The 20,750-nt window shown below is 73.1% G+C and carries 16 protein-coding genes, 1 tRNA gene and 1 pseudogene; 8 read left to right on the forward strand and 10 right to left on the reverse strand.

Annotated elements, in window-relative coordinates:
• Positions 1-201: 201 nt before the first annotated feature.
• Positions 202-275, reverse strand: a tRNA-Pro gene (locus EAO77_RS33205).
• A 130-nt stretch (positions 276-405) separates the two neighbouring features.
• On the opposite strand from EAO77_RS33205, the gene EAO77_RS33210 reads away from it, so the two are divergent.
• Positions 406-918, forward strand: a complete 513-nt coding sequence (locus EAO77_RS33210; protein ID WP_147992028.1) for a DUF309 domain-containing protein — start codon at positions 406-408, stop codon at positions 916-918.
• Here the strand turns inward: EAO77_RS33210 and EAO77_RS33215 are convergent.
• Together EAO77_RS33215 and EAO77_RS33220 are read right to left on the reverse strand one after the other, a co-directional pair.
• Positions 878-1,243, reverse strand: a complete 366-nt coding sequence (locus EAO77_RS33215) for a DUF488 domain-containing protein (protein ID WP_147992029.1) — start codon at positions 1,241-1,243, stop codon at positions 878-880. The genes EAO77_RS33210 and EAO77_RS33215 overlap by 41 nt on opposite strands.
• Positions 1,244-1,275: 32 nt before the next feature.
• Positions 1,276-1,896, reverse strand: coding sequence for a TetR/AcrR family transcriptional regulator (locus EAO77_RS33220; protein WP_147992030.1), 621 nt, complete (start codon positions 1,894-1,896; stop codon positions 1,276-1,278).
• 201 nt (positions 1,897-2,097) lie between these two features.
• Here EAO77_RS33220 and EAO77_RS33225 point away from each other — a divergent pair, with 201 nt between their 5' ends.
• Both EAO77_RS33225 and EAO77_RS33230 read left to right on the forward strand, forming a co-directional pair.
• The gene (locus EAO77_RS33225) at positions 2,098-2,883 is read left to right on the forward strand and encodes a phosphatase PAP2 family protein (RefSeq protein ID WP_147992031.1); all 786 of its coding nucleotides are present in this window, start codon (positions 2,098-2,100) and stop codon (positions 2,881-2,883) included.
• Positions 2,880-3,917 (forward strand): DMT family transporter, encoded by a 1,038-nt coding sequence (locus EAO77_RS33230; RefSeq protein WP_187283525.1) that lies wholly within the window; start codon positions 2,880-2,882, stop codon positions 3,915-3,917. Before EAO77_RS33225 ends, EAO77_RS33230 begins: the two co-directional genes overlap by 4 nt.
• A 176-nt stretch (positions 3,918-4,093) precedes the next feature.
• Here the strand turns inward: EAO77_RS33230 and EAO77_RS33235 are convergent, their stop codons facing one another.
• On the reverse strand, positions 4,094-4,891 hold the full coding sequence (locus EAO77_RS33235; protein ID WP_147992032.1) for a DeoR/GlpR family DNA-binding transcription regulator: 798 nt from the start codon (positions 4,889-4,891) through the stop codon (positions 4,094-4,096).
• A gap of 391 nt (positions 4,892-5,282) precedes the next feature.
• Here EAO77_RS33235 and EAO77_RS33240 point away from each other — a divergent pair, with 391 nt between their 5' ends.
• Both EAO77_RS33240 and EAO77_RS33245 read left to right on the forward strand, forming a co-directional pair.
• The gene (locus EAO77_RS33240) at positions 5,283-6,149 is read left to right on the forward strand and encodes a ketose-bisphosphate aldolase (RefSeq protein ID WP_147992033.1); all 867 of its coding nucleotides are present in this window, start codon (positions 5,283-5,285) and stop codon (positions 6,147-6,149) included.
• A gap of 193 nt (positions 6,150-6,342) precedes the next feature.
• The gene (locus EAO77_RS33245; RefSeq protein WP_147992034.1) at positions 6,343-8,751 is read left to right on the forward strand and encodes a SpoIIE family protein phosphatase; all 2,409 of its coding nucleotides are present in this window, start codon (positions 6,343-6,345) and stop codon (positions 8,749-8,751) included.
• A 117-nt stretch (positions 8,752-8,868) separates the two neighbouring features.
• Here EAO77_RS33245 and EAO77_RS33250 read toward each other — a convergent pair whose 3' ends face one another.
• Positions 8,869-10,923: a phosphocholine-specific phospholipase C gene (locus EAO77_RS33250; RefSeq protein ID WP_147992035.1), complete on the reverse strand. Its 2,055-nt coding sequence runs from the start codon at positions 10,921-10,923 to the stop codon at positions 8,869-8,871.
• A 270-nt stretch (positions 10,924-11,193) separates the two neighbouring features.
• Here EAO77_RS33250 and EAO77_RS33255 point away from each other — a divergent pair, with 270 nt between their 5' ends.
• Positions 11,194-11,652: an SRPBCC family protein gene (locus EAO77_RS33255; protein ID WP_147992036.1), complete on the forward strand. Its 459-nt coding sequence runs from the start codon at positions 11,194-11,196 to the stop codon at positions 11,650-11,652.
• Between the two features lie 75 nt (positions 11,653-11,727).
• Here the strand turns inward: EAO77_RS33255 and katG are convergent, their stop codons facing one another.
• The 5 genes and pseudogenes from katG to EAO77_RS33280 form a co-directional block, all read right to left on the reverse strand.
• A complete protein-coding gene (katG, locus tag EAO77_RS33260; RefSeq protein WP_147992037.1) occupies positions 11,728-13,917 on the reverse strand; it encodes a catalase/peroxidase HPI in 2,190 nt (729 codons plus the stop codon).
• Positions 13,918-14,214: 297 nt separating this feature from the next.
• Positions 14,215-15,633 (reverse strand): Re/Si-specific NAD(P)(+) transhydrogenase subunit beta, encoded by a 1,419-nt coding sequence (gene pntB / locus EAO77_RS33265; RefSeq protein ID WP_147992038.1) that lies wholly within the window; start codon positions 15,631-15,633, stop codon positions 14,215-14,217.
• Between the two features lies 1 nt (position 15,634).
• Positions 15,635-15,955 (reverse strand): annotated as a pseudogene (locus tag EAO77_RS33270) (proton-translocating transhydrogenase family protein); the annotation flags it as partial.
• A gap of 61 nt (positions 15,956-16,016) precedes the next feature.
• Positions 16,017-16,298 carry a hypothetical protein gene (locus EAO77_RS33275; protein ID WP_147992039.1) on the reverse strand — a complete coding sequence of 94 codons (282 nt, stop codon included), beginning with the start codon at positions 16,296-16,298 and terminating at the stop codon, positions 16,017-16,019.
• Between the two features lie 56 nt (positions 16,299-16,354).
• Complete coding sequence (locus EAO77_RS33280; protein WP_147992040.1) at positions 16,355-17,503, reverse strand: endo-1,4-beta-xylanase; 1,149 nt, start codon at positions 17,501-17,503, stop codon at positions 16,355-16,357.
• A gap of 265 nt (positions 17,504-17,768) precedes the next feature.
• Here EAO77_RS33280 and zwf point away from each other — a divergent pair, with 265 nt between their 5' ends.
• A complete protein-coding gene (zwf, locus tag EAO77_RS33285) occupies positions 17,769-19,304 on the forward strand; it encodes a glucose-6-phosphate dehydrogenase (RefSeq protein WP_147992041.1) in 1,536 nt (511 codons plus the stop codon).
• The gene (gene opcA / locus EAO77_RS33290) at positions 19,301-20,248 is read left to right on the forward strand and encodes a glucose-6-phosphate dehydrogenase assembly protein OpcA (RefSeq protein ID WP_147992042.1); all 948 of its coding nucleotides are present in this window, start codon (positions 19,301-19,303) and stop codon (positions 20,246-20,248) included. Before zwf ends, opcA begins: the two co-directional genes overlap by 4 nt.
• Positions 20,249-20,750 lie beyond the last annotated feature (502 nt).

Here is a 20,750-nt window from a genome sequence, read left to right on the forward strand (position 1 = left end):
TGTCGGAGCAGTCCGACACGACCTCTGACCGTTTTCCGGGTTCACCCGCCGTCCCGCGCCGGGCCCGCACCCTGCCCGGCCCGTGGGGGGCCGAGCCGGGCAGGGTGCGGGCCCGGCGCGGGACGGCGGGTGAACCCGGAAAACGGTCAGAGGTCGTGTCGGACTGCTCCGACACGACCTCTGATCGACGACTCTCTCGAGTCGGGACGACAGGATTTGAACCTGCGACCCCTTGACCCCCAGTCAAGTGCGCTACCAAGCTGCGCCACGTCCCGATGCCCGTGTGACCTGGGCTTTCCCCCTGGCCGAACGCGCAAGAGAACCATACAACACTCCACGGGACGGCCGGACGCGGCCGCGCGCACCCGGGAAGTGGCTCCGGGCGGCCGGCGGGACAATGGGCGGATGGACGAGGCACGCAGCAGCAGGCCGGGGCGGGACCGCGACGCGGAGGGCAGGGCGAGGAACGCCCGGCCCAGGGACGGTCTCGGGCGTCCCCTGCCGTACGGTGCGGCGGGTGTGGAGCGTCAGCCGGAGGGCCTGGTGCGCACCCCCGGGGAGTCGCTGGCCGAGGCACAGCGGCTGCTCGACGAGGGGAAGCCGTTCCACGCGCACGAGGTGTTCGAGGACGCGTGGAAGTCGGGGCCCGAGGCGGAGCGTGAGCTGTGGCGCGGGCTCGCCCAACTCGCCGTGGGGCTCACCCATGCCGCCCGGGGCAATGCCACGGGCGGTGTGCGCCTGCTGCGGCGCGGCGCGGACCGGATCGCGCCGTTTCCCGGTCCCTACGGCATCGACGTGCCCGGCCTGACCGCGTGGGCGCGGGAGCTGGCCGGGCGGGCGGCGGGGCCGGTGGACGCGGCGTCCGAGGCCCCGCGGCTCACCGCGCGAGAAGGCGGACCAGCACCGACGTGTGACTGACGGCCGGGTCCTTCGCGGCGGTCAGCAGGGTCACGGGTCCCTCGGCGGCGAGGGCACGCAGGCGTGACAGGGCCTCGGCGGCGGGTGGTTCGGCCAGCTCGCTCTCGTAGCGGCGGCAGAACTCGTCGTACTCGCCGTCCGGCCCGTGGTACCAGCGGCGCAGCTCGGTCGACGGGGTGAGGGCCTTGGGCCACTCGTCGACGCGCGCCCGTGTCCTGGCCAGGCCGCGCGGCCAGAGGCGGTCGACGAGCACCCGGGTGCCGTCGTCCGCCCCGGGGTCGTCGTAGACCCTGCGGACCTTCACCTGACCGGCTCCTCGCTGCATGGGCCCAGGGTCACAGAGGGCCGCCGGTGCGGCTACCGGACGGCCCGGCCGGGGGCGGCGAGACCGAGGGCCGGGAAGAGCACCGCCTCGACGAAGCCGGGGAGCCCGGCGTCGTCGCCGAGGCGGTCGTCGAAGAGCCGCTCGACGCGCAGCACCCCCATGAAGCAGGGCGCGACGTAGCCGATCGCCGGGTTGTCGGCGGCGAGCTCGCCGCGTTCGACGGCGCGGCGCACGATCGCGTCGAGCGCGGCGACCTCGGGGTCGATCACCGTCTCGCGCAGGGCGTCGCGCAGATCGGGGTGCTGGAGGTAGGCCTGGCCGACGGCCTCCATCAGTTCGGTGTCCCGGCCGCGGCGGTCGCAGGCGAGCCGGGCGGCCTCCCGCAGGTCGCCCGCGAGCGTGCCGGTGTCGATGCCGGTGAACAGCGCGCACCGCCGGGCGCCGAGGGCGGCGGTCACGAGCTGCGGTTTGGTCTTCCACTGCCGGTAGAGCGTCGCCTTGCCGCACTTGGTGCGGGCGGCGACGCCCTCCATGGTCACGGCGTCGTAGCCGCCCTCGCGGAGCAGGTCGAGCACGGCGGCGAAGAGTTCCTGCTCGCGCTGGGGCGTGATCTTGCTGCGGCGAGCGGCTGACGTGGCGGCCTGCGTGGACATCGGTTCCTCTCCCTGGCGGGCGGTCCGTGACGGGGCGGTGGGCGGCTGTCGGCGGGAGGTGACTGCACAGACGAGAGTAGGGGCCGCACAATCGAGACGCAAACGTATCGAGACGTTTGCGTCTCGATGAATTCGGATCTACGCTTCCTCCGTTTGCTGTCGATCCGCCGGCCGAGTACCGGGTGACTGAGGGGCCGCGTCATGGCTGCCGGGAAACGTCCCGCCATACCGGGGACGGCCGCTGCCCACAGGCCGCCGCTGCTGCGCGAACTCGCGCTGGTGACGGCGCTCTTCCTCGTCTACAAGCTCGGCCGCCTCCTCGCGAACGGCCACGAGGCCCGCGCGTTCCACAACGCCACCGGCATATGGGACGCCGAGCGCGCCCTCGGCCTGCCGGACGAGGGGCTCGTGCAGCGGGTGCTGCTGCACAGCGACACCCTCGTCCACGCGGCGAACACCTACTACGCCGTGGTGCACTTCCCCGCCACGGTCGCCTTCCTCGCCTGGCTGTACTGGCGCCGGCCCGAGCACTACCGCCGGTCCCGCCGGGCGCTGGCGGCGCTGACGGCCGCCGCGCTGATGCTGCACCTGCTGATGCCCCTCGCACCGCCGCGGATGCTGTCCGCCGCCGGCCTCGTCGACACCGCGCAGGTGTACGGGCCGTCGGTGTACGGCGCGACCCCGGCGACCGACTCGATGGCGAACCAGTTCGCCGCGATGCCCTCGCTGCACGTCGGGTGGGCCCTGATGGTGGCCCTCGGTCTGATGGCCGCGACCCGGGGGCGGCTGCGCGCACTGTGGCTGCTGCACCCGCTGCTCACCCTGCTCGTCGTGGTCGGCACCGCCAACCACTACTGGCTCGACGCCGTCGTCGCCGCCCTCCTGCTCGGCGGGGTCCTGCTGCTGATGCGGGCGCCCGCTTCCGGTGCGCTCGCGCACGGATCCGGCGGCGCCGCAGCGGCCGGTGCCGCCGGGGCGCTGCGATGAGCGGCCTCGTCCTCGCGGTCCTGCTCTCCCTGCTGTCCGCCGTCGGGTACGCGTTCGCCGCCGTGACGCAGTCCCGGCTGGCCGCCGTCGCGGCCCGCGACGGCGGCGCGCCGCGTTCGCTGGCCGCGCAGCCGCTGTGGTGGTGGGCGGTGGGCCTCAACGCCGCGGGCGCCCTCGCCCACGTCGGCGCTCTGCACTACGGGCCGCTGACGCTGGTCCAGCCGCTCGGGGCGCTGACCCTGGTGGCGGCGCTGCCCCTGGCCGCCCGGCGCGACCGCCGCCGGGTCGTGCGCGGCGAGTGGCGCGGCGCGCTGTGCACCCTGGCCGGTCTCGTGGGTCTGATCTCGGTGACCGGGCCCGCCGCCCCGGGCGACGCGCTGTCGGTGCGGGAGTCGCTCGCCGTGGCGGCGGCGTCGGGGCTCCTGATCGCCGTGCTCGCGCGGGGCCGGGGTCTCGGGCACGCGACCGCGTCGGGAGTGGCCTCCGGTGTGGCGTCGGCGCTGACGCAGACGGTCACCGCGGCCCTGGCCGGCGGGCTGCCGGGCGGGGCGACGGCGTGGTGGCAGACCGTGGCGGTCGCCGCGCTGGTGGCGGTCCTCTCCGTGGGCGGGCTCCTGCTGTCGCAGCGGGCCTACCGGGGCGGACTCGCCGCGCCGCTGGCGCTCGTCAACCTCTCCAACCCGGCCGTGGCGGGGGTGATCGGCGTCGCGCTGCTGGGCGAGACGTTCCGGGCAGGCGCCTGGGGCTGGCTGACCGCCGCCGTGTCGGCGGCGGTCGCGGCGCGCGGCGTGATCCTGCTGACCCGGGCCGTCCCGGCCGCCCCGGACGGGGCCCTCCCGGAGGCGGAGGGAGACGCCGTCGCAGAGAAGGCGGGAGACGTCCCGGTCACGGGACGCCCGCGCCCGGTGGCCGGGGCGGCCGCTCCCGGGACGGTGGAGGCTCCGGCACCCCGGACGCCGGGCGTGCTGCTCGTCCTCCCGCCCCGGCCGCCCGCGCCGGCCGGCGAGACGCCGCCGGCGGTCCTGACGGGCTGACGCCCGCCCGGCCCCGGGCGCCGCCCCTCAGTCCGGGCGGACGACCCCACGACGACGGCCGCCGCAGCCGGGGAAGCACTCCCCCGGCGCCCGGCCCATGACGGGGCCGCCGACGGGGCACCCACCTCGCACGCCGGCCGGACGACCGGGGACGGCTCCCCGGCGAACCGGTGACGTCAGACGGCGACGACCTTGATGCCCGCCTCCGCGAGGCCCTCGGCGACGTCCGGGGGGACGGACGAGTCGGTCACCACGACGTCGATGCTGTCGAGTCCGCAGATCCGGGCGAAGGCCCGCTTGCCCATCTTCGAGGAGTCGGTGACGAGGATGACGCGCTGGGCCCGTTCGGCGAACAGGCGGCTGATGCTCGCCTCGTCCTCCTGATGGGTCATCACGCCGAGTTCGGGGTCGATGCCGTCGACGCCGAGCACGGCGACGTCCAGGACGACCTCGTTCAGGACGCCGACGGTGAGCGGGCCGACCAGTTCGTAGGTCTGGGGGCGGGCGACCCCGCCCGTGACCACGATCTTGATCTGAGGGCGCACGGCGAGCTCGCCGGCGATGTTGAGGGCGTTGGTGACGACGGTGAGGACGGGCGCGTTGGCGTCGGGGGCGTCGCGGCGGGTGCCGGAGGCGCGCAGGGCGAGCGCGCGGGCGACCTCGGTCGTGGTGGTGCCGCCGTTGAGCCCCACCACTTCACCCTCTCCGATGAGTTCGGCGACGGCCGACGCGATGCGCTGTTTCTCCGAGGCGTGCCGGGACGACTTGTACCTGAGCGGGAGTTCGTAGCTGACGCCGTGGGCGATGGCCCCGCCCCGGGTGCGGACGAGCATCTGCTGGGCGGCCAGTTCGTCCAGGTCGCGGCGGATCGTGGCCGGGGAGACCTCCAGGGTGACCGCGGCGTCCTCGACGTCCACCCTGCCGTCGGCTGCGAGCAGTTCCAGCAGTGCGTTCCACCGCTCGTGCTTGGACATGGCGGGACTCCTTCAGGCTGCGGGCTGCGCACCGACACGCTGGGCGACGGCGCCCCTCACCCGATTCGAGGGTCCTCACCGTGCATGAATCTGATCGTAACCCGCCATGCGTACGCAGGTACCCGCATGCACTTGTCCCGGTTCTCGGGCAACAGTCCCATAACGGCAGCTGGACCGGGCGCGTCTGCTGCTGAATACTGCGCGGCGCGAGACATGCTCGTAACTGTTCGAAGAGACCAGGGTATGCGCAGCTTCATGCACGAGAAGATCGTCGTCGACGTATGCCCCGACGTCCGCCCCGGCGTCACCCTGCCGATGGCCGGCGACGTGGACGCGTCCGCCCCCCGACGACTTCCCCAGACCGCCCCCCTCGTTCCGCTGGAGGAACCCGATGCCCCTCACGTCCACCGATTCCCTCGTCCGGGCCGCCGCCGAAGCGGGCACCGGTATCGGCGCGTTCAACGTGGTGCAGCTCGAACACGCCGAGGCCATCGTCACGGGCGCCGAGGCGGCCGGACTGCCGGTGATCGCCCAGATCAGCGAGAACACCGTGCGCTACCACGGCACGCTGGCGCCGATCGGCCTGGCCACGCTGGCGCTGGCCCGCGCCGCGCACGTCCCGGTCGCCGTGCACCTGGACCACGCCGAGTCCACCGAGCTGGTGCACGAGGCGGTCGCGCTGGGCTTCACCTCGGTGATGTTCGACGCGTCGAAGCTCCCGTACGAGGAGAACGTGGCGGCCACCCGCAAGATCACCGCCCACTGCCACGAGCACGGGGTGCACGTGGAGGCGGAACTCGGCGAGATCGGCGGCAAGGACGGTGCCCACGCCCCGGGCGTGCGCACCGACCCCGGGGAGGCGCGCGCCTTCACGGCCGCCACCGGGGTCGACGCACTGGCCGTCGCGGTCGGCAGCTCCCACGCCATGGCCACGCGGGACGCCGCGCTGGACTTCGCCCTGATCGCCGCACTGCGCGAGGCGGTGCCGGTGCCTCTGGTGCTGCACGGATCCTCGGGCGTCGACGACGCCGGCCTGGTCCGGGCGGTGACCGCCGGCATGCGGAAGATCAACATCTCGACGCACCTGAACCGGACGTTCACCGGCGCGGCCCGGTCGGCGCTCGCGGCCGACGAGCGGCTCTCCGACCCCCGCAGGTATCTGGGACCGGCGCGGGCGGCGATGGCGTCGGAGGTGGGCCGACTGCTGACCGTCCTGCACGGCGGCGACGCCTTGTCGCCGAACGGTCACCCCATGTGACGACGGCGGCTCGGGCCGTCGCCCGTCTGTGCCGACATACGCTGACACACCCGGCGTTTGCGGTGCAGGGGCTGACGGCAACCGCTTCACGGGGCATCATCACCTTCTGTTCCGCACTGGCTGCCGCACCGCGGGGAGCGGCAGCATGGGGAGTGAGGGCGACGCCTGTCCGCGTACGGAGGCGGTACACACTTTGACCAGGCACGACTTTGCGTTCTGCGGGGCCGAGCTGGCCGCTGTCTACGTACTCGCCGAGGGCGACGACGAACTGCGTCTGGCGGAGGTCGCGGGCGACGGCGGCGGGACGTACGCGCTGCCGTCCGCCGTGGCGGTCGCCGGCCACTCCCCCGCGACCGACGCGTTCCGCACGGCCCGGCCGGTGTGGCTGGCGCCGGAGGAACTCGCCGCGTACGACGCCGGGCGCCCCGACACCGGGACGGCCCATCTGGCCGGGTCCTGGCCCGCCTCCTACTCCCTCGGCGCGCTGCCGCTCGGCGGCGGGGCCACCGCACTGGGCTGCCTGCTGGTGGCGGGGGACGTCGGCGCGGGCTTCAGTGCCGACCGCCGCGGGCTGCTGGAGCTGTACGCCGACCAGGTGGCGGCAGGTCTGGAGTCGGCCGCCACCCGCGCGGCGGGCTCCCGGGGCGCACCGGCGCCCGGCCGCTCGCTGGTGCCCCGCCACGGCGGCGCGTTCACTCTGACGCTCGGCAGCGGCGGGCTGGTGGCCGACGATCGGGCGCTGTCACTGTTCGGGCTGAGCGCGCGGGACTTCGACGGGCGGGTGGAGTCCCTGCTGGCGTGCGCGGTGCCGGACGACGTGCCCGCGCTGATGCAGATCCTGGAGCCCGGCCGGATGTCGGCCGACGGCGGGCAGCTGGCGTTCCGTGTCCGGCTGCCGGGCGGGGAGCTGCGCTGGCTGGGGCTGCGGTGCCGGCTGCGCTACGGCCCCGGCGGCACGCCCGAGCGCATACTCGGTGTGGTCGCCGACGCGGCGTATCTGCGCCCGACCGCCGACGAGGTCGCCGTCGTCCAGGACCTGGCGGCGAAACTGGCCGGCGCCACGACCGTGCGCGAGGTCAGCCGGCTCGTGGTGTCGGCGCTGCGGGGGCCGTTGCAGGCCGGCCGGATCGCCCTGGCGGAGCTCAAGGCCGACCGGCTGTTCGTCACCGTCCTCGATCCGCCGGACCATCACGCCTGGCCGCCTGCGTGGCAGTCGGAGTGGCGCTCGGAGTGGCCGGACGCCTCGTACCACGCTCTGCCGACCCTTCAGAACGCCATGCGGCACGGCCATCTGAGCCTGTGGCCGTCCGGTACCGGGCTGGAGGAGAACCTCGCCGGCATCGGTCCCGGCGGTCTGGCCGTCCTGCCGCTGCCGGCCGAGGGCCGGATGGTCGGTGTCTGCCTCGTGGGCTGGGACGACCCGCACCCGTTCGCCCCGGAGGAACGCTCGCTGCTCACGGCCGTCGCCGGCCTGGTGGGCCAGGCGCTGACCCGGGCGCACGCCCTGGACGCCGGGCACGAGCTGGCCACCATGCTCCAGCGCAGCCTGCTGCCCCGCAAACTTCCCGAGCTTCCCGGCGGAGTGGCCGTGGCCCGCTACCTGCCCGCGACCCGGGGCCTGGAGGTGGGCGGCGACTGGTACGACGTGATCCCGCTCGGCGAGGGCCATGTCGCGCTCGTCATCGGCGACGTGCAGGGCCACAGCGCCGCCGCGGCGACCATCATGGGGCAGATGCGCACCGCCGTGCGGGCGTACGCGGTGGAGGGGCACCCCCCGGACGTGGTCCTCGCCCGCGCCAACCGGCTGCTGGTGGGCATGGAGACGGATCTCTTCGCCACCTGCCTCTACGCCGACCTGGACATGGAGGAGGGCATCGCCCGCTTCGTGCGCGCGGGGCATCTGCCGCCGCTGCTGCGGCACCCGGACGGGGTGACGCAGGAACTGGAGGTGGAGGGCGGGCCGCCGCTGGGCGTGCTGGCGGACGCCCAGTTCCCCATGACGGAGGCCGGTCTCGGCCCCGGGACGCTGGTGGCCCTGCTCACGGACGGTCTGGTGGAGTCGTCGCAGCTCGCCCTCGACGACGGCATGCGCCGCGTCCGGGAGGTGCTGGCCGCGGCGGATCCCTCCGACCCGGGCCGCGTCGCCGACGACATGCTCGGCGCGGCCGACGGCCGCGACGACGACATGGCGGTGCTGGTCCTGCGCTACGACGGGTCCCGTTCGCGCCCGCTGCGGACCCACTGGACGGTCTGGCGCCTGCCGGACGCGGTGCTGCACGCCCGTCGGTTCACGGCACGCACCCTGCGGTCCTGGGGGGTGCGCGAGGAGGCGGACGTGGCCCTGCTGGTCGTCTCCGAACTGGTCACCAACGCGATCGCGCACACCCGGGGCGAGGTACGCCTCAACCTGACCCTGTCCTCGGACCGGCTGCGCGTCGCCGTCAGCGACGCCTCGCCCCGCAGTCCGGTGAAGCCCCAGGTCGACTGGGACGCCACCGGCGGCCGGGGCCTGCTGATCGTCGAGGCGACGACGTCGGCGTGGGGGGCGGTGCCGCTCAGCGGCGGCAAGCAGGTGTGGGCGGAGATCCCGGTCGACCGGTGAGCCGCCGCGCCCCGCGGGCCGTTCGGCCGGGGCCGCCCGCCCCGGACCCGTGTGCCGTGGTCCGGGACGGGCGGCGGGGCCCGGCCGTGGGGAGCCGATCGGTGCGGACGGCGTGGCTCAGTCCGTGAGGAGCCCGGGGTCGGACAGGCCGGGGATCCCGGTCTCGACGTGGCCGGCGAGCCGGCGCAGGAACACGGAGGAGCCGGCGGCGGTCACCGTCACGTCGTACCAGCTCCCCGAGGCGCGCAGGTCGAGGGTGTGACGGACCGTCGCGCCCGCCGGGACGGCGATCCGGCGGGTGGTGCCGCCGTACGCCTCGCCGACGGTCACCCGGACTTCGGCGGCGGACGGGTTGGTGAAGGTGAGGTCGAGACCGCCGGTGACCGCGTTGTGGCGCGCCGACACCTCGGGGCCGGGGGTCGTGCCCGGACTGCGGAAGCGGCGCAGGAAGCCGTTCGGGCCGTGGACGGTGAGGTCCGTGATGCCGTTCGACCAGCGGGTGTTCCAGGTGTCGGCGACCGACGCGCCGGCCGCGGTGGTGTAGGTCCAGGGGGCGTCCGTGCGGTTCGCGGAGGTGACGAGGAACTGGGCGCCCGCGTCGGGCCCGCCGCCGAAGGTGAGGCGGTAGGTGCCGGCCGTGGTGTCCGCGGCGCCGTCGGTGTACGGGGCGTACCGCAGCGGCCGGGTGGGCCTGCGGCCCGGCTCCTGGCGGGGCATGGAGCCGGTCGGCGGCGGGGTGGGCCGGAAGTCGGGGTGGCGCTCGCGGTCGGGCGGGAAGTAGCCCTCGGTGGGCGGGAGTCCGGGCGCGGTCCCCGTGCGGGCGAAGTCGAACGCGGAGGTGAGGTCGCCGCAGACGGCGCGCCGCCACGGTGAGATCTGCGGCTCGCGGACGCCGAAGCGGCGTTCCATGAAGCGGATGACCGAGGTGTGGTCGAACGTCTCCGAGCAGCTGTAGCCGCCGGTGCTCCAGGGGGAGACGACGAGCATGGGGACGCGGGGGCCGAGGCCGTAGGGTCCGGCGACGAAGCCGGGCGAGCCGGGGTGGGTGTCCAGCGTCGTGGGCACCGCGGACAGGCCCTGTGAGGCGTCGGCGGGCGCGTACGGCGGCACGACGTGGTCGAAGAAGCCGTCGTTCTCGTCGTAGGTGATGAACAGCGCGGTGCGCGCCCAGACGTCGGGGTCCGAGGTGAGTGCGTCGAGGACCTGGGCGATGTACCAGGCGCCGTAGTTCGACGGCCAGTTGGAGTGCTCGGAGAACGCCTCGGGGGCCGCGATCCAGGAGACGGAGGGCAGCCGGCCGGACCGTACGTCGGCCCGCAGGATGTCGAACAGGCCGTCGCCGGCCGCGGCGTCGGTGCCGGTGCGGGCCTTGTCGTACAGGGGGGTGCCGGGGCGGGCGCCGCGGTAGCTGTCGAAGTACAGGAGGGAGTTGTCGCCGTAGTTGCCGCGGTACGCGTCCTCGATCCAGCCCCAGGAGCCCGCGGCGTCCAGGCCGTCGCCGATGTCCTGGTACACCTTCCAGGAGACGCCCGCCGCCTCCAGGCGCTCGGGGTAGGTGGTCCAGCCGTACCCGGCCTCGGCGTTGTCCAGCACCGGCCCGCCGCCGGTGCCGTCGTTGCCGGTGTGCCCGCTCCACAGGTAGTAGCGGTTGGGGTCGGTGGAGCCGATGACGGAGCAGTGGTAGGCGTCGCACACGGTGAAGGCGTCGGCGAGCGCGTAGTGGAAGGGGATGTCGTCGCGGGTGAGGTACGCCATGGTGGTCGCGGTCTTGGCCGGCACCCACTGGTCGTAGCGTCCCCGGTTAAACGCCTTCTGGCCGCCGGCCCAGTCGTGGTTGAGCCCTTGGAGGAACTCCATCCCGAGGTCGTCGCCGGCCGGCCGGAAGGGCAGCGTCACCTTCGTGCCGTCGGACTGGTGCCAGACGCTCCTGCCGCTGGGCAGGGTGACGGGGCGGGGGTCGCCGAAGCCGCGCACACCCTTCATGGTGCCGAAGTAGTGGTCGAAGGAACGGTTCTCCTGCATGAGGACGACGATGTGCTCCACGTCCCGGAGGGTGCCGGTGGCGCCCTGGGCGGGTATGGCCGCGGCGCGGGCGATGCTCTCGGAGAGCAGGCCGAGGGCCGTGGCGCCGCCGGCGAGCTGGAGGAAGCGGCGTCGGTTCAACTGCGTCATGGGGGCGGGTCCTTCGCAGGTGGGGGGCGGTCGGCGAGGGGCGCCCCAAGGACAGCGTGCGGGGGGCGCTTTCGGGCGAACACCTGGGGTCTGCCCTGCGCACAGCGGGCGAATGCCTGGTGCACCGCCGTCTGCGCCGTCTCTCCCCCGTCCCCCCACGGCAGGCGGACGGACAGGCATCGGTCCCGGATGCCGGGGTACGCGCCCCTTCGTGCCCGTCCGCGCGGCAGACCTCCTGCCGGCGCGGTGGTCATGAAAGGAGGCACGGCCATGAGCATGGTGACCGAGACGATCGAGGTCGACGTCCCCGTGAGCACCGCCTACAACCAGTGGACGCAGTTCGAGGAGTTCCCGAAGTTCATGGAAGGCGTCGAGGAGGTGGTGCAGCTGGATGCCCGTCACAACCGCTGGACCATGGAACTCGGCGGCATCACCCGTGAGTTCGAGACCGAGATCATCGACCAGCTGGCCGACGAGCGCATCGCGTGGCGCACCACCCGCGGCGAGACGAGGCAGAAGGGGATGGTCAGCTTCCAGCGCCTGGACGAGAGCCACACCCGCGTGCAGCTGGTGATGGACGTCGAGGCGAGGGACATCGCCGAGAAGACCGCGGCGGCCACCGGGCTGATCGAGCGGCGGGTGAAGGGCGACATGCGCCGCTTCAAGGACTTCATCGAGGGCCGCGGCGGCGAGTCCGGCGCGTGGCGCGGCCGCATCGCCCCGGGGTGAGCCCGCGTAGGCCGGGGGTGCCCCGGCCGTGCGGAGCCCGGGCCGGCCGGTGGACGGCCGGCCCGGGCTGCGCGCTCACGCGAGGTCGAACCGGTCGAGGTTCATGACCTTGTCCCACGCGGCCACGAAGTCGCGCACGAAGCTCTCCTCCGCGTCCCGGCAGGCGTAGACCTCCGCGAGCGCGCGGAGCTGGGAGTGGGAGCCGAAGACGAGATCGACGGCGGTGGCGGTCCACACGACCTCGCCGCTCGCGCGGCTGCGTCCCTCGTACACGTTCTCCGCCGCTCCGGAGACCTTCCACTCCGTGCCCTGGTCGAGCAGGTTGACGAAGAAGTCGTTGGTGAGCGCCCCGGGCCGCCGGGTGAAGACGCCGTGCGGGGTCTGCCCCGCGTTGGTGTCCAGCACCCTCATCCCGCCGACCAGGACGGTCATCTCGGGAGCGCTGAGCGTCAGCAGGTTGGCCCGGTCCAGCAGGAGGGTCTCCGCCTCCAGCTTCTCCCCCGCCCGCAGGTAGTTGCGGAAGCCGTCCGCGCGCGGTTCGAGGACGGCGAACGCCTCCACGTCGGTCTGCTCCTGCGAGGCGTCCGTCCGGCCCGGCGCGAACGGGACGGTGATGTCGTGCCCGGCCTCCTTCGCCGCCTGCTCGACACCGGCGCAGCCGCCCAGGACGATCAGGTCGGCGAGGGAGATCCGCTTCCCGCCGGACTGCGCGGCCTCGAACTCCCGCTGGATCCGCTCGTAGGTGCGCAGTACGTCCGCCAGGCCCGGCAGGTCGTTGACCTCCCAGCCGCGCTGCGGGGCGAGCCGGATGCGGGCTCCGTTGGCGCCGCCCCGCTTGTCGGTGCCGCGGAAGCTCGCCGCCGAGGCCCACGCGGTGGACACCAGCTGGGAGACGGACAGCCCCGAGGACAGGATCGTGCGCTTGAGGGCGGCGACGTCCTCGTCACCGACCAGCTCGTGGTCGGCCTCGGGTACGGGGTCCTGCCACAGCTGCGGTTCGGCGACCCACGGACCGAGGTAGCGCGTGAGCGGCCCCATGTCACGGTGCAGCAGCTTGTACCAGGCCCTGGCGAACGCGTCCGCGAGCTCCTGCGGGTTCTCGTGGAAGCGCCGGGCGATCGGGCCGTAGACCGGGTCCGCCCTGAGCGCGAGGTCGGTCGTCAGCATCATCGGGGCGTGGCTCTTCGACGGGTCGTGGGCGTCGGGCACGGTCCCCTGCGCCGCCGCGTCCCTGGGCGTCCACTGCTGCGCGCCGGCGGGGCTCGTGGTCAGTTCCCACTCGTAGCCGAAGAGGTTGTCGAGGTAGTTGTTGTCCCATGACGTCGGCGCGGTGGTCCACGCGCCCTCCAGCCCGCTGGTGAGGGCGTGCGGGCCGGCGCCGGTGCCGAAGGCGTTGCTCCAGCCGATGCCCTGCGCCTCGACCGGGCACGCCTCCGGCTCCGGGCCGATGTACTGGGCGTCCACCGCGCCGTGACACTTCCCGAAGGTGTGGCCGCCGATGATGAGGGCCGCCGTCTCCTCGTCGTTCATCGCCATCCGCCGGAACGTCTCGCGGATGTCCCGGGCGGCGGCCAGCGGATCCGGGTTGCCGTTGGGGCCCTCCGGGTTCACGTAGATGAGGCCCATCTGCACCGCGCCGAGCGGGCCCGAGAGCTCCCGTTCGCCGCTGTAGCGTTCGTCGCCGAGCCAGGTGTCCTCGGGGCCCCAGAAGATCTCCTCGGGCTCCCAGATGTCCTCGCGTCCGAAGCCGAATCCGAACGTCTCGAACCCCATCGACTCCAGGGCGCAGTTCCCGGCGAAGACGAGCAGGTCGGCCCAGGAGATCTTCCGGCCGTGCTTCTGCTTCACCGGCCACAGCAGCCGGCGCGCCTTGTCGAGGCTGGCGTTGTCGGGCCAGCTGTTGAGCGGGGCGAAGCGCTGGGCGCCGCTCCCGCCGCCGCCCCGGCCGTCCTCGATGCGGTAGGTGCCCGCGGAGTGCCAGCTCATCCGGATGAAGAGCGGACCGTAGTGACCGTAGTCCGCGGGCCACCAGTCCTGCGAGTCGGTCATGACCGCGAAGACGTCCCGCTTCAGCTCCTCGACGTCGAGGGCCGCGAACTCCGCGGCGTAGGAGAAGCCGGCCGGCATCGGATTGGCACGCTCCGAGTGCTGGTGGAGGACCTGCAGGTCAAGCTGGTTCGGCCACCAGTCCCGGTTGGTCCTGGGGCGGGTCGTCGCACGGGACGGGGAGGGGATTACCGGGTTCTCGCTCTCACTGCCGGACACGTCCGTCCTTCTTCCTGTCTCGGTTTTCCCGCTGTTTGCGGCCGGCTCGGTCACGATGCGCCGGTCCGGCGCATCGTGACCGAGCCCGGGGTCAGCGTCCGTATGGTCGCGCACCGCGCACCGCGCAGCCGAGAGAACACGCAGGAATCCCCCCATAACGCACCGCCGGACGGTCCGGGTCCGCTCCCGGTTCCGCCGTCCGAACCGGTGTACGGCGGCGCGGGGTGGTGGTGGAGAGACCGAGGGCTCCGGCCGGGAGGTCATCCCGGCCGGAAGGCCCTCACCCGGCGGTGCGCCTCACAGGGCTCCGACGATGTCCTCCACGCGGGCCTTCGCGTCGCCGAAGAGCATCGAGGTGTTCTCGCGGAAGAAGAGCGGGTTCTGCACGCCCGCGTAGCCGGAGGCCATCGAGCGCTTGAAGACGATGACCTTGCCCGCCTCCCACACGGTGAGCACCGGCATGCCCGCGATCGGGCTGCTGGGGTCCTCGGCGCCGGCCGGGTTGACCGTGTCGTTGGCGCCGATCACGAGGACGACGTCGGTCTCGGCGAAGTCGTCGTTGACCTCGTCCATTTCGAGGACGATGTCGTACGGCACCTTGGCCTCGGCGAGGAGGACGTTCATGTGGCCGGGCAGACGGCCGGCGACCGGGTGGATGCCGAACCGCACGTCGACGCCCTTCGCGCGCAGCTTCGCGGTGAGCTCGGCCACCGGGTACTGCGCCTGCGCCACGGCCATGCCGTAGCCGGGGGTGATGACCACCGACCGGGCCGAGCCCAGCAGTTCGGCGGCGCTCGCGGCGGTGATCTCGGTGTGCTCGCCGTAGTCGACCTCCGAGCCCGACGGCGCCTCGATGCCGAAGCCGCCGGCGATGACGGAGAAGAAGGAGCGGTTCATCGCCTTGCACATGATGTAGGACAGGTAGGCGCCGGAGGAGCCGACCAGCGCGCCGGTCACGATCAGCAGGTCGTTGCCGAGCAGGAAGCCCGAGGCCGCCGCCGCCCAGCCGGAGTAGCTGTTGAGCATCGAGACGACGACCGGCATGTCGCCTCCGCCGATCGAGGCGACGAGGTGCCAGCCCAGGGCCAGCGCGAGGACGGTCACGGCGATCAGCAGCCACAGCTCCGGCGTGACGACGAACCAGACCGTCAGGGCCACGAACAGGGCCAGCGATCCGAGGTTCAGCACGTTCTTGCCCGGCAGCACCAGCGGCTTGGAGTCGATCTTCGCGGCGAGCTTCAGGTACGCCACGATGGAGCCGGTGAAGGTCACCGCGCCGATGAACAGGCCGATGAACACCTCGGCGTGGTGGATGCCCAGCGTGCCGAGCGCGTCCAGGGCCCGGGCCTCGTGGCCGTCCGGGTCGTGCTCGACGTTGAGGTAGCCGTTCCAGCTGACCAGTACGGCGGCCAGACCGACGAAGGAGTGCAGCAGCGCGATCAGCTCGGGCATCCCGGTCATCTCGACGCCGCGGGCCCGCTGGAGGCCGATCAGCGCGCCGGCCAGCATCGCGGCGGCCATCAGGCCGAGGCCGGCGCCGCTGACGTCGCCGTCGACCGCGAGGACGACCGAGGCGACGAGCGCCACGCCCATGCCGAGCATGCCGAACGCGTTGCCGAGCCGTGCCGATTCGTGCTTGGAGAGTCCTGCCAGCGCGAGGATGAACAGCAGCGCGGCAACGAGGTAGGCCGCCTGGGCGGCGATGGTCGCAGACATGTCAGCTCCGATTGAACATGGCGAGCATGCGACGCGTCACCGCGAAGCCGCCGAAGACGTTGATACTGGCCAGAAGGATCGCCACGGCCGACAGCACCGTGACCGCCGTGCTCGTGTGGCCGATCTGCAGAATCGCGCCGACGACGATGATCCCGGAGATCGCGTTCGTCACCGACATCAGCGGTGTGTGCAGGGCATGGTGCACGTGGCCGATCACGTAGTAGCCGATCACGATCGCGAGCACGAAGACCGTCACATGGGGCAGCAGCGCCGCCGGCGCGAACGCGGCGGCGAGGAACAGCGCCAGGGCGCCGATGGCCACACCGGAGAACTTCTGACGCGGCGATGCGGGCTCCGCCCGCCGGGCGACTGCCTGGCGGCGGTCACCGGGAACGGTTCCACACCGCCCGCGGTGCGCCCGATGCCGGGGATGCGCCCTCGGCCACCAGGGGCATCGTGCCGGGCTCGGGGGAGAAGGCGATGTACGCTCCCGGGTCCGTGGCCCGCAGCGGGCCGCTGGTGGTCGCCGCAGCGCTCGCCGGCTCGGCGTGCGCGGGCGACGCACCGGCGAGCGCGGACAACAGCGGGGAGGAGAGGGCGGTGACGCCGAGCCCGAGCCCGAGCACGGACCTCCGGCCGGCACCGGGCGGATCGTACGGGTCCATGGCATGCATCCGAACGAAAGTTTCGGAACGACGGGGTGCCGGCGCTCCCGGCGCGGTCAGCGGCGGCGGGCCGCCAGGCGGAGGTCCTGGAGCAGGGCCCGGTAGGCCGGCTTCTCCGCGTAGTCCTCGTCCAGGATGTTCGCCGCGCCCTCCCCGTCGAAGACGCCGGGCACCCAGGAGTACTTGTCGGTGAAGCCCCACACGGTGAAGTCGGTGCAGCGGCGGGTCAGCAGGCATGCCTGGAGCAGCACGCTGTAGCCGCGCGCCTGCGCCTCCCGTTCGGCGGCGTCGGCGGGCATCGGCACCCGGACGTCGGCCTCGGTGACCGCCGTCTCCAGTCCGAGGGCGTCGAAGCGGCCGAGGTTCGCGGTCACATCGCCCGGGAACCCGTACTGCACGGCGAAGTGGCCCTGGAAGCCGACGCCGTGCACGGGGACGCCCTCCCGTCGCAGGTCGGCGACGAGTCCGTGCAGCGCCGTGCTCTTCGCGTTGACGCCCTCGATGTTGTAGTCGTTGATGTAGAGCCTGGCCGCGGGGTCGGCCCGGTGGGCCCAGCGGAAGGCGTCGGCGATGTAGCCGGGCCCGAGCTTTCGCAGCCAGATGCTGTCGCGCAGCGTCCCGTCGTCGTCGAAGGCCTCGTTGACGACGTCCCACTGCCAGATCCGCCCCTTGAAGTGACGCACCTGTTCGGTGACGTGGCGGCGCAGCAGCTCCCGCAGCTCCTCGGCGGAGAAGTCGTCCTCGTCGAGCCAGGAGGGCAGCTGGCTGTGCCAGACGAGGGTGTGGCCCCGGACCAGCTGGCCGTTGCGCCCGGCGAAGTCCACCAGTTCGTCGGCCGCGGCCCAGTCGTAGGTGCCGCGCACGGGCTCGACGAGCTGCCACTTCATCACGTTCTCGGCGGTGACCGAGGAGAATGCGCTCACCCCGTCGCGGTAGGCGGCGTCGTCGGCGAGCGCCGCCATGTCCACGGCCGTGCCGATCCGTATGCCGTTGCGGCGGCCCAGCTCGCCGAGCGTCTGCGCGCCCGTGTCGCGGCCGGTCCGGCCGGCCTGCGCGGTCCGCCCGGGCACGTCCTCGTGCGCGGCGCTCGCGGCGCGCGCGGTCCGGCCGGTGCCGGCCGGGGCCGAGGCGGCGGGGAGTGCCAGGGTGCCGAGGAGTCCTGCGGCTGCGGCGCCCACCGCCAGGGCGCGGGTCGTCCTGCTCATGGACGTCCCCTTTCATGGGGTGTCGTTCGGTGTCCCGTTGCGGGGCGAGGACCGGCCGTACGTGCTCGTGACCGATCGAAACTTTCGGTATTGTCCTCGCAATTTTCTGGGAACCTAGGGCCTCGCTGTCGCCCGGTCAATCCCCGTGCGGCAGCCGCTTCGGCGACGCGGCCGCGGAGGGACGAAACAGGCCCGGGGCGAGCCCAGGTGCGATCCTCGGAACGGATGCACTCGAATCGCCGTTCGCACAAGGAGGACTGACCCCATGTCGGAGAACAGCGGCTGGGCGAATCCGCTGCGGGACCCGCTCGACCGGAGACTGCCCCGGATCGCCGGCCCCTCCGGGCTGGTGATCTTCGGGGTCACCGGAGACCTGTCCCGCAAGAAGCTGATGCCCGCCGTCTACGACCTCGCCAACCGCGGCCTGCTGCCACCGGGCTTCTCGCTCGTCGGGTTCGCCCGCCGCGACTGGGCCGACCAGGACTTCGCCCAGGAGGTGCACGACGCCGTCCGCGAGCACGCGCGCACGCCTTTCCGCGAGGAGGTGTGGCAGCAGCTCGCGGAGGGGATGCGCTTCGTCCAGGGCGACTTCGACGACGACGCGGCCTTCGAGCAGCTGAGGGCCACCGTCGAGCACCTCGACAAGGCGCAGGGCACCGGAGGCAACTTCGCGTTCTACCTCTCGGTGCCGCCCAAGTTCTTCCCCAAGGTCGTCCAGCAGCTCAAGAACCACGGCCTGTCCGACGCACCCGCCGGCTCCTGGCGCCGCGCGGTCATCGAGAAGCCGTTCGGGCACGATCTGGCCAGCGCCTGCGAACTCAACGCGATCGTCCACGAGGTCTTCGCGCCCGACGAGGTCTTCAGGATCGACCACTACCTGGGCAAGGAGACCGTCCAGAACATCCTGGCGCTGCGGTTCGCCAACACCCTCTTCGAGCCCGTCTGGAACCGGTCGTTCGTCGACCATGTGCAGATCACCATGGCCGAGGACATCGGCATCGGGGGCCGCGCCGGCTACTACGACGGCATCGGCGCCGCCCGCGACGTCGTCCAGAACCACCTCCTGCAGCTGCTCGCGCTCACCGCGATGGAGGAGCCCGCCTCCTTCGACGCGGCCTCCCTCGTCACCGAGAAGCTCAAGGTGCTGCGGGCCGTGCGGCTCCCCGCCGACCTGAGCCTGCACACCGTGCGCGGCCAGTACACGGCGGGCTGGCAGGGCGGCGAGCAGGCGGTCGGCTACCTCCAGGAGGACGGCATCGCGCCCCGGTCGACCACCGACACCTATGCCGCCGTCAAGCTCGGCATCGACAACCGCCGCTGGGCCGGGGTGCCGTTCTACCTGCGGACCGGCAAGCGGCTGGGGCGCCGGGTCACCGAGATCGCGGTGGTCTTCCAGCGTGCCCCGCACTCCCCGTTCGACTCCAGCGCCACCGAGGAGCTGGGGGAGAACGCCCTGGTCATCCGGGTGCAGCCGGACGAGGGCGTCACCATGCGCTTCGGCTCCAAGGTGCCCGGCACCTCCATGGAACTGCGGGACGTGACCATGGACTTCGCCTACGGCGAGTCGTTCACCGAGTCCAGCCCGGAGGCGTACGAGCGGCTCATCCTCGATGTCCTGCTCGGCGACGCCAACCTCTTCCCCCGCACCGAGGAGGTCGAGGAGTCCTGGCGTGTCCTCGACCCCATCGAGGACCACTGGCGACAGCACGGCACGCCCGCGCAGTACCCGGCCGGCACCTGGGGCCCGGCCGAGGCCGACGAAATGCTCGCACGAGACGGACGGAGCTGGCGCAGGCCATGAAGATCGACCTCACGGACACCACGGCCAGCAAGATCAACAAGGCGCTGGTGAAAGGCCGCCGCGCGATCGGCACCCCCGCCGTCGGCATGGTCCTCACCCTGGTCATCGTCACCGACGAGGAGCACGCCTACGACGCCATCAAGGCCGCGGGCGACGCCTCGCGCGAGCACCCCTCGCGCACCCTCGTCGTCATCAAGCGGCATGCCCGCTCGCCGCGCGACCGCCACGCCACCCGCCTCGACGCCGAGGTGCGCCTCGGCAGCGACGCCGGCGCGGGGGAGACCGTCCTGCTGCGCCTGCACGGCGAGCTCGCCGACCGCGCCGACTCGGTGGTGCTGCCCCTGCTGCTCCCCGACGCCCCCGTGGTCGTCTGGTGGCCCGTCGACGCACCCCCGGTCCCGGCCCGGGACCCGCTCGGCTCCCTCGCCCAGCGCAGGATCACCGACACCTACGCCGTCGAGGAGCCGCTGCGGGAACTCGCCGCCCGCGCCGAGGGGTACGAGCCCGGCGACACGGACCTGGCCTGGACGCGGCTCACCCCCTGGCGCTCCATGCTCGCCGCCGCCCTCGACCAGGCGCGGACCGAGGTGCTGTCGGCGGTGGTGGAGAGCGAGGCGGAGAACCCGAGCGCCGAACTGCTCGCCCGCTGGTTCTGCGCCCGCCTCGGCGTGCCGGTGGAGCAGGTCGTCACGGCCGGCCCCGTCGTCACCGCCGTACGCCTGCGCACGGCCGACGGCGAGATCCACATCGACCGGCCGGAGGGGCCGGTCGCCCGGCTGTCCATCCCCGGCCAGCCGAACCGGGTGCTCGCCCTGAAGGTGCGCAGCACCGCCGAACTCATCGCCGAGGAACTGCGCCGGCTCGACCCGGACGAGGCGTATGCGGCGGCGCTGCACACGGAAATCATCGCCCCGCCGCAGGAGTCGCGGGCGGACGGCGGCTGAATGCGGTGACGGGGGACCCGGCCCGCGCGACGGACGGGGCGGGGTGAACGAATTCAGGGGTGCGGCGAAAAGCCGCACCCCTGACGTGTGAAGGCCGTGTGACGCGGCGCCCGCATTCCGTTCCCTCCGTCGGATCTGCACAGCGAATGCTCAGGCGGCACATCGTCTCCGCACTGTCGGCAAGCCCCTGACCTGCGGAAATCGCCCTCTGTGCGGTCATGTCCCGTTTGTCTGAGCGGGAGTTCGGCCCGTCGGCGCCGCCTCCCGGGCGATCCCGTGAAGAAGGTGGCCCCGATTCATGGAGGCGCGTGCACGTCCTCGCAATACAACGCCGCCGAAAGGCCCCGATCGGCCCGTCACGGCCTCCTCGCGATTGGGCCGCCAACACGCCCACGTGCTTTGATCCTTCGCACCGCGGGATGCGATACCGGTTCTTGCATCCGGGAATCTCCCCCCACCCCGCAGGGCGGCCGGCGAAGCGATTCGCCCGCCGGGCGCCGTC

This window comes from Streptomyces sp. T39 (assembly GCF_008042045.1).
Classification (GTDB): domain Bacteria; phylum Actinomycetota; class Actinomycetes; order Streptomycetales; family Streptomycetaceae; genus Streptomyces.

Excerpts from the sequence above, each read along its gene's own strand:
- EAO77_RS33255 (WP_147992036.1), top strand. The coding sequence starts at position 11,194 with ATGAGCATGGTGACCGAGACGATCGAGGTCGACGTCCCCGTGAGCACC.
- zwf (WP_147992041.1), top strand. The coding sequence starts at position 17,769 with ATGTCGGAGAACAGCGGCTGGGCGAATCCGCTGCGGGACCCGCTCGAC.
- EAO77_RS33210 (WP_147992028.1), top strand. The coding sequence starts at position 406 with ATGGACGAGGCACGCAGCAGCAGGCCGGGGCGGGACCGCGACGCGGAG.
- pntB (WP_147992038.1), bottom strand. The coding sequence starts at position 15,633 with ATGTCTGCGACCATCGCCGCCCAGGCGGCCTACCTCGTTGCCGCGCTG.
- EAO77_RS33280 (WP_147992040.1), bottom strand. The coding sequence starts at position 17,503 with ATGAGCAGGACGACCCGCGCCCTGGCGGTGGGCGCCGCAGCCGCAGGA.
- EAO77_RS33215 (WP_147992029.1), bottom strand. The coding sequence starts at position 1,243 with ATGCAGCGAGGAGCCGGTCAGGTGAAGGTCCGCAGGGTCTACGACGAC.
- EAO77_RS33235 (WP_147992032.1), bottom strand. The coding sequence starts at position 4,891 with ATGTCCAAGCACGAGCGGTGGAACGCACTGCTGGAACTGCTCGCAGCC.
- EAO77_RS33250 (WP_147992035.1), bottom strand. The coding sequence starts at position 10,923 with ATGACGCAGTTGAACCGACGCCGCTTCCTCCAGCTCGCCGGCGGCGCC.
- EAO77_RS33275 (WP_147992039.1), bottom strand. The coding sequence starts at position 16,298 with ATGGACCCGTACGATCCGCCCGGTGCCGGCCGGAGGTCCGTGCTCGGG.
- opcA (WP_147992042.1), top strand. The coding sequence starts at position 19,301 with ATGAAGATCGACCTCACGGACACCACGGCCAGCAAGATCAACAAGGCG.
- EAO77_RS33240 (WP_147992033.1), top strand. The coding sequence starts at position 5,283 with ATGCCCCTCACGTCCACCGATTCCCTCGTCCGGGCCGCCGCCGAAGCG.
- EAO77_RS33220 (WP_147992030.1), bottom strand. The coding sequence starts at position 1,896 with ATGTCCACGCAGGCCGCCACGTCAGCCGCTCGCCGCAGCAAGATCACG.
- EAO77_RS33225 (WP_147992031.1), top strand. The coding sequence starts at position 2,098 with ATGGCTGCCGGGAAACGTCCCGCCATACCGGGGACGGCCGCTGCCCAC.
- EAO77_RS33230 (WP_187283525.1), top strand. The coding sequence starts at position 2,880 with ATGAGCGGCCTCGTCCTCGCGGTCCTGCTCTCCCTGCTGTCCGCCGTC.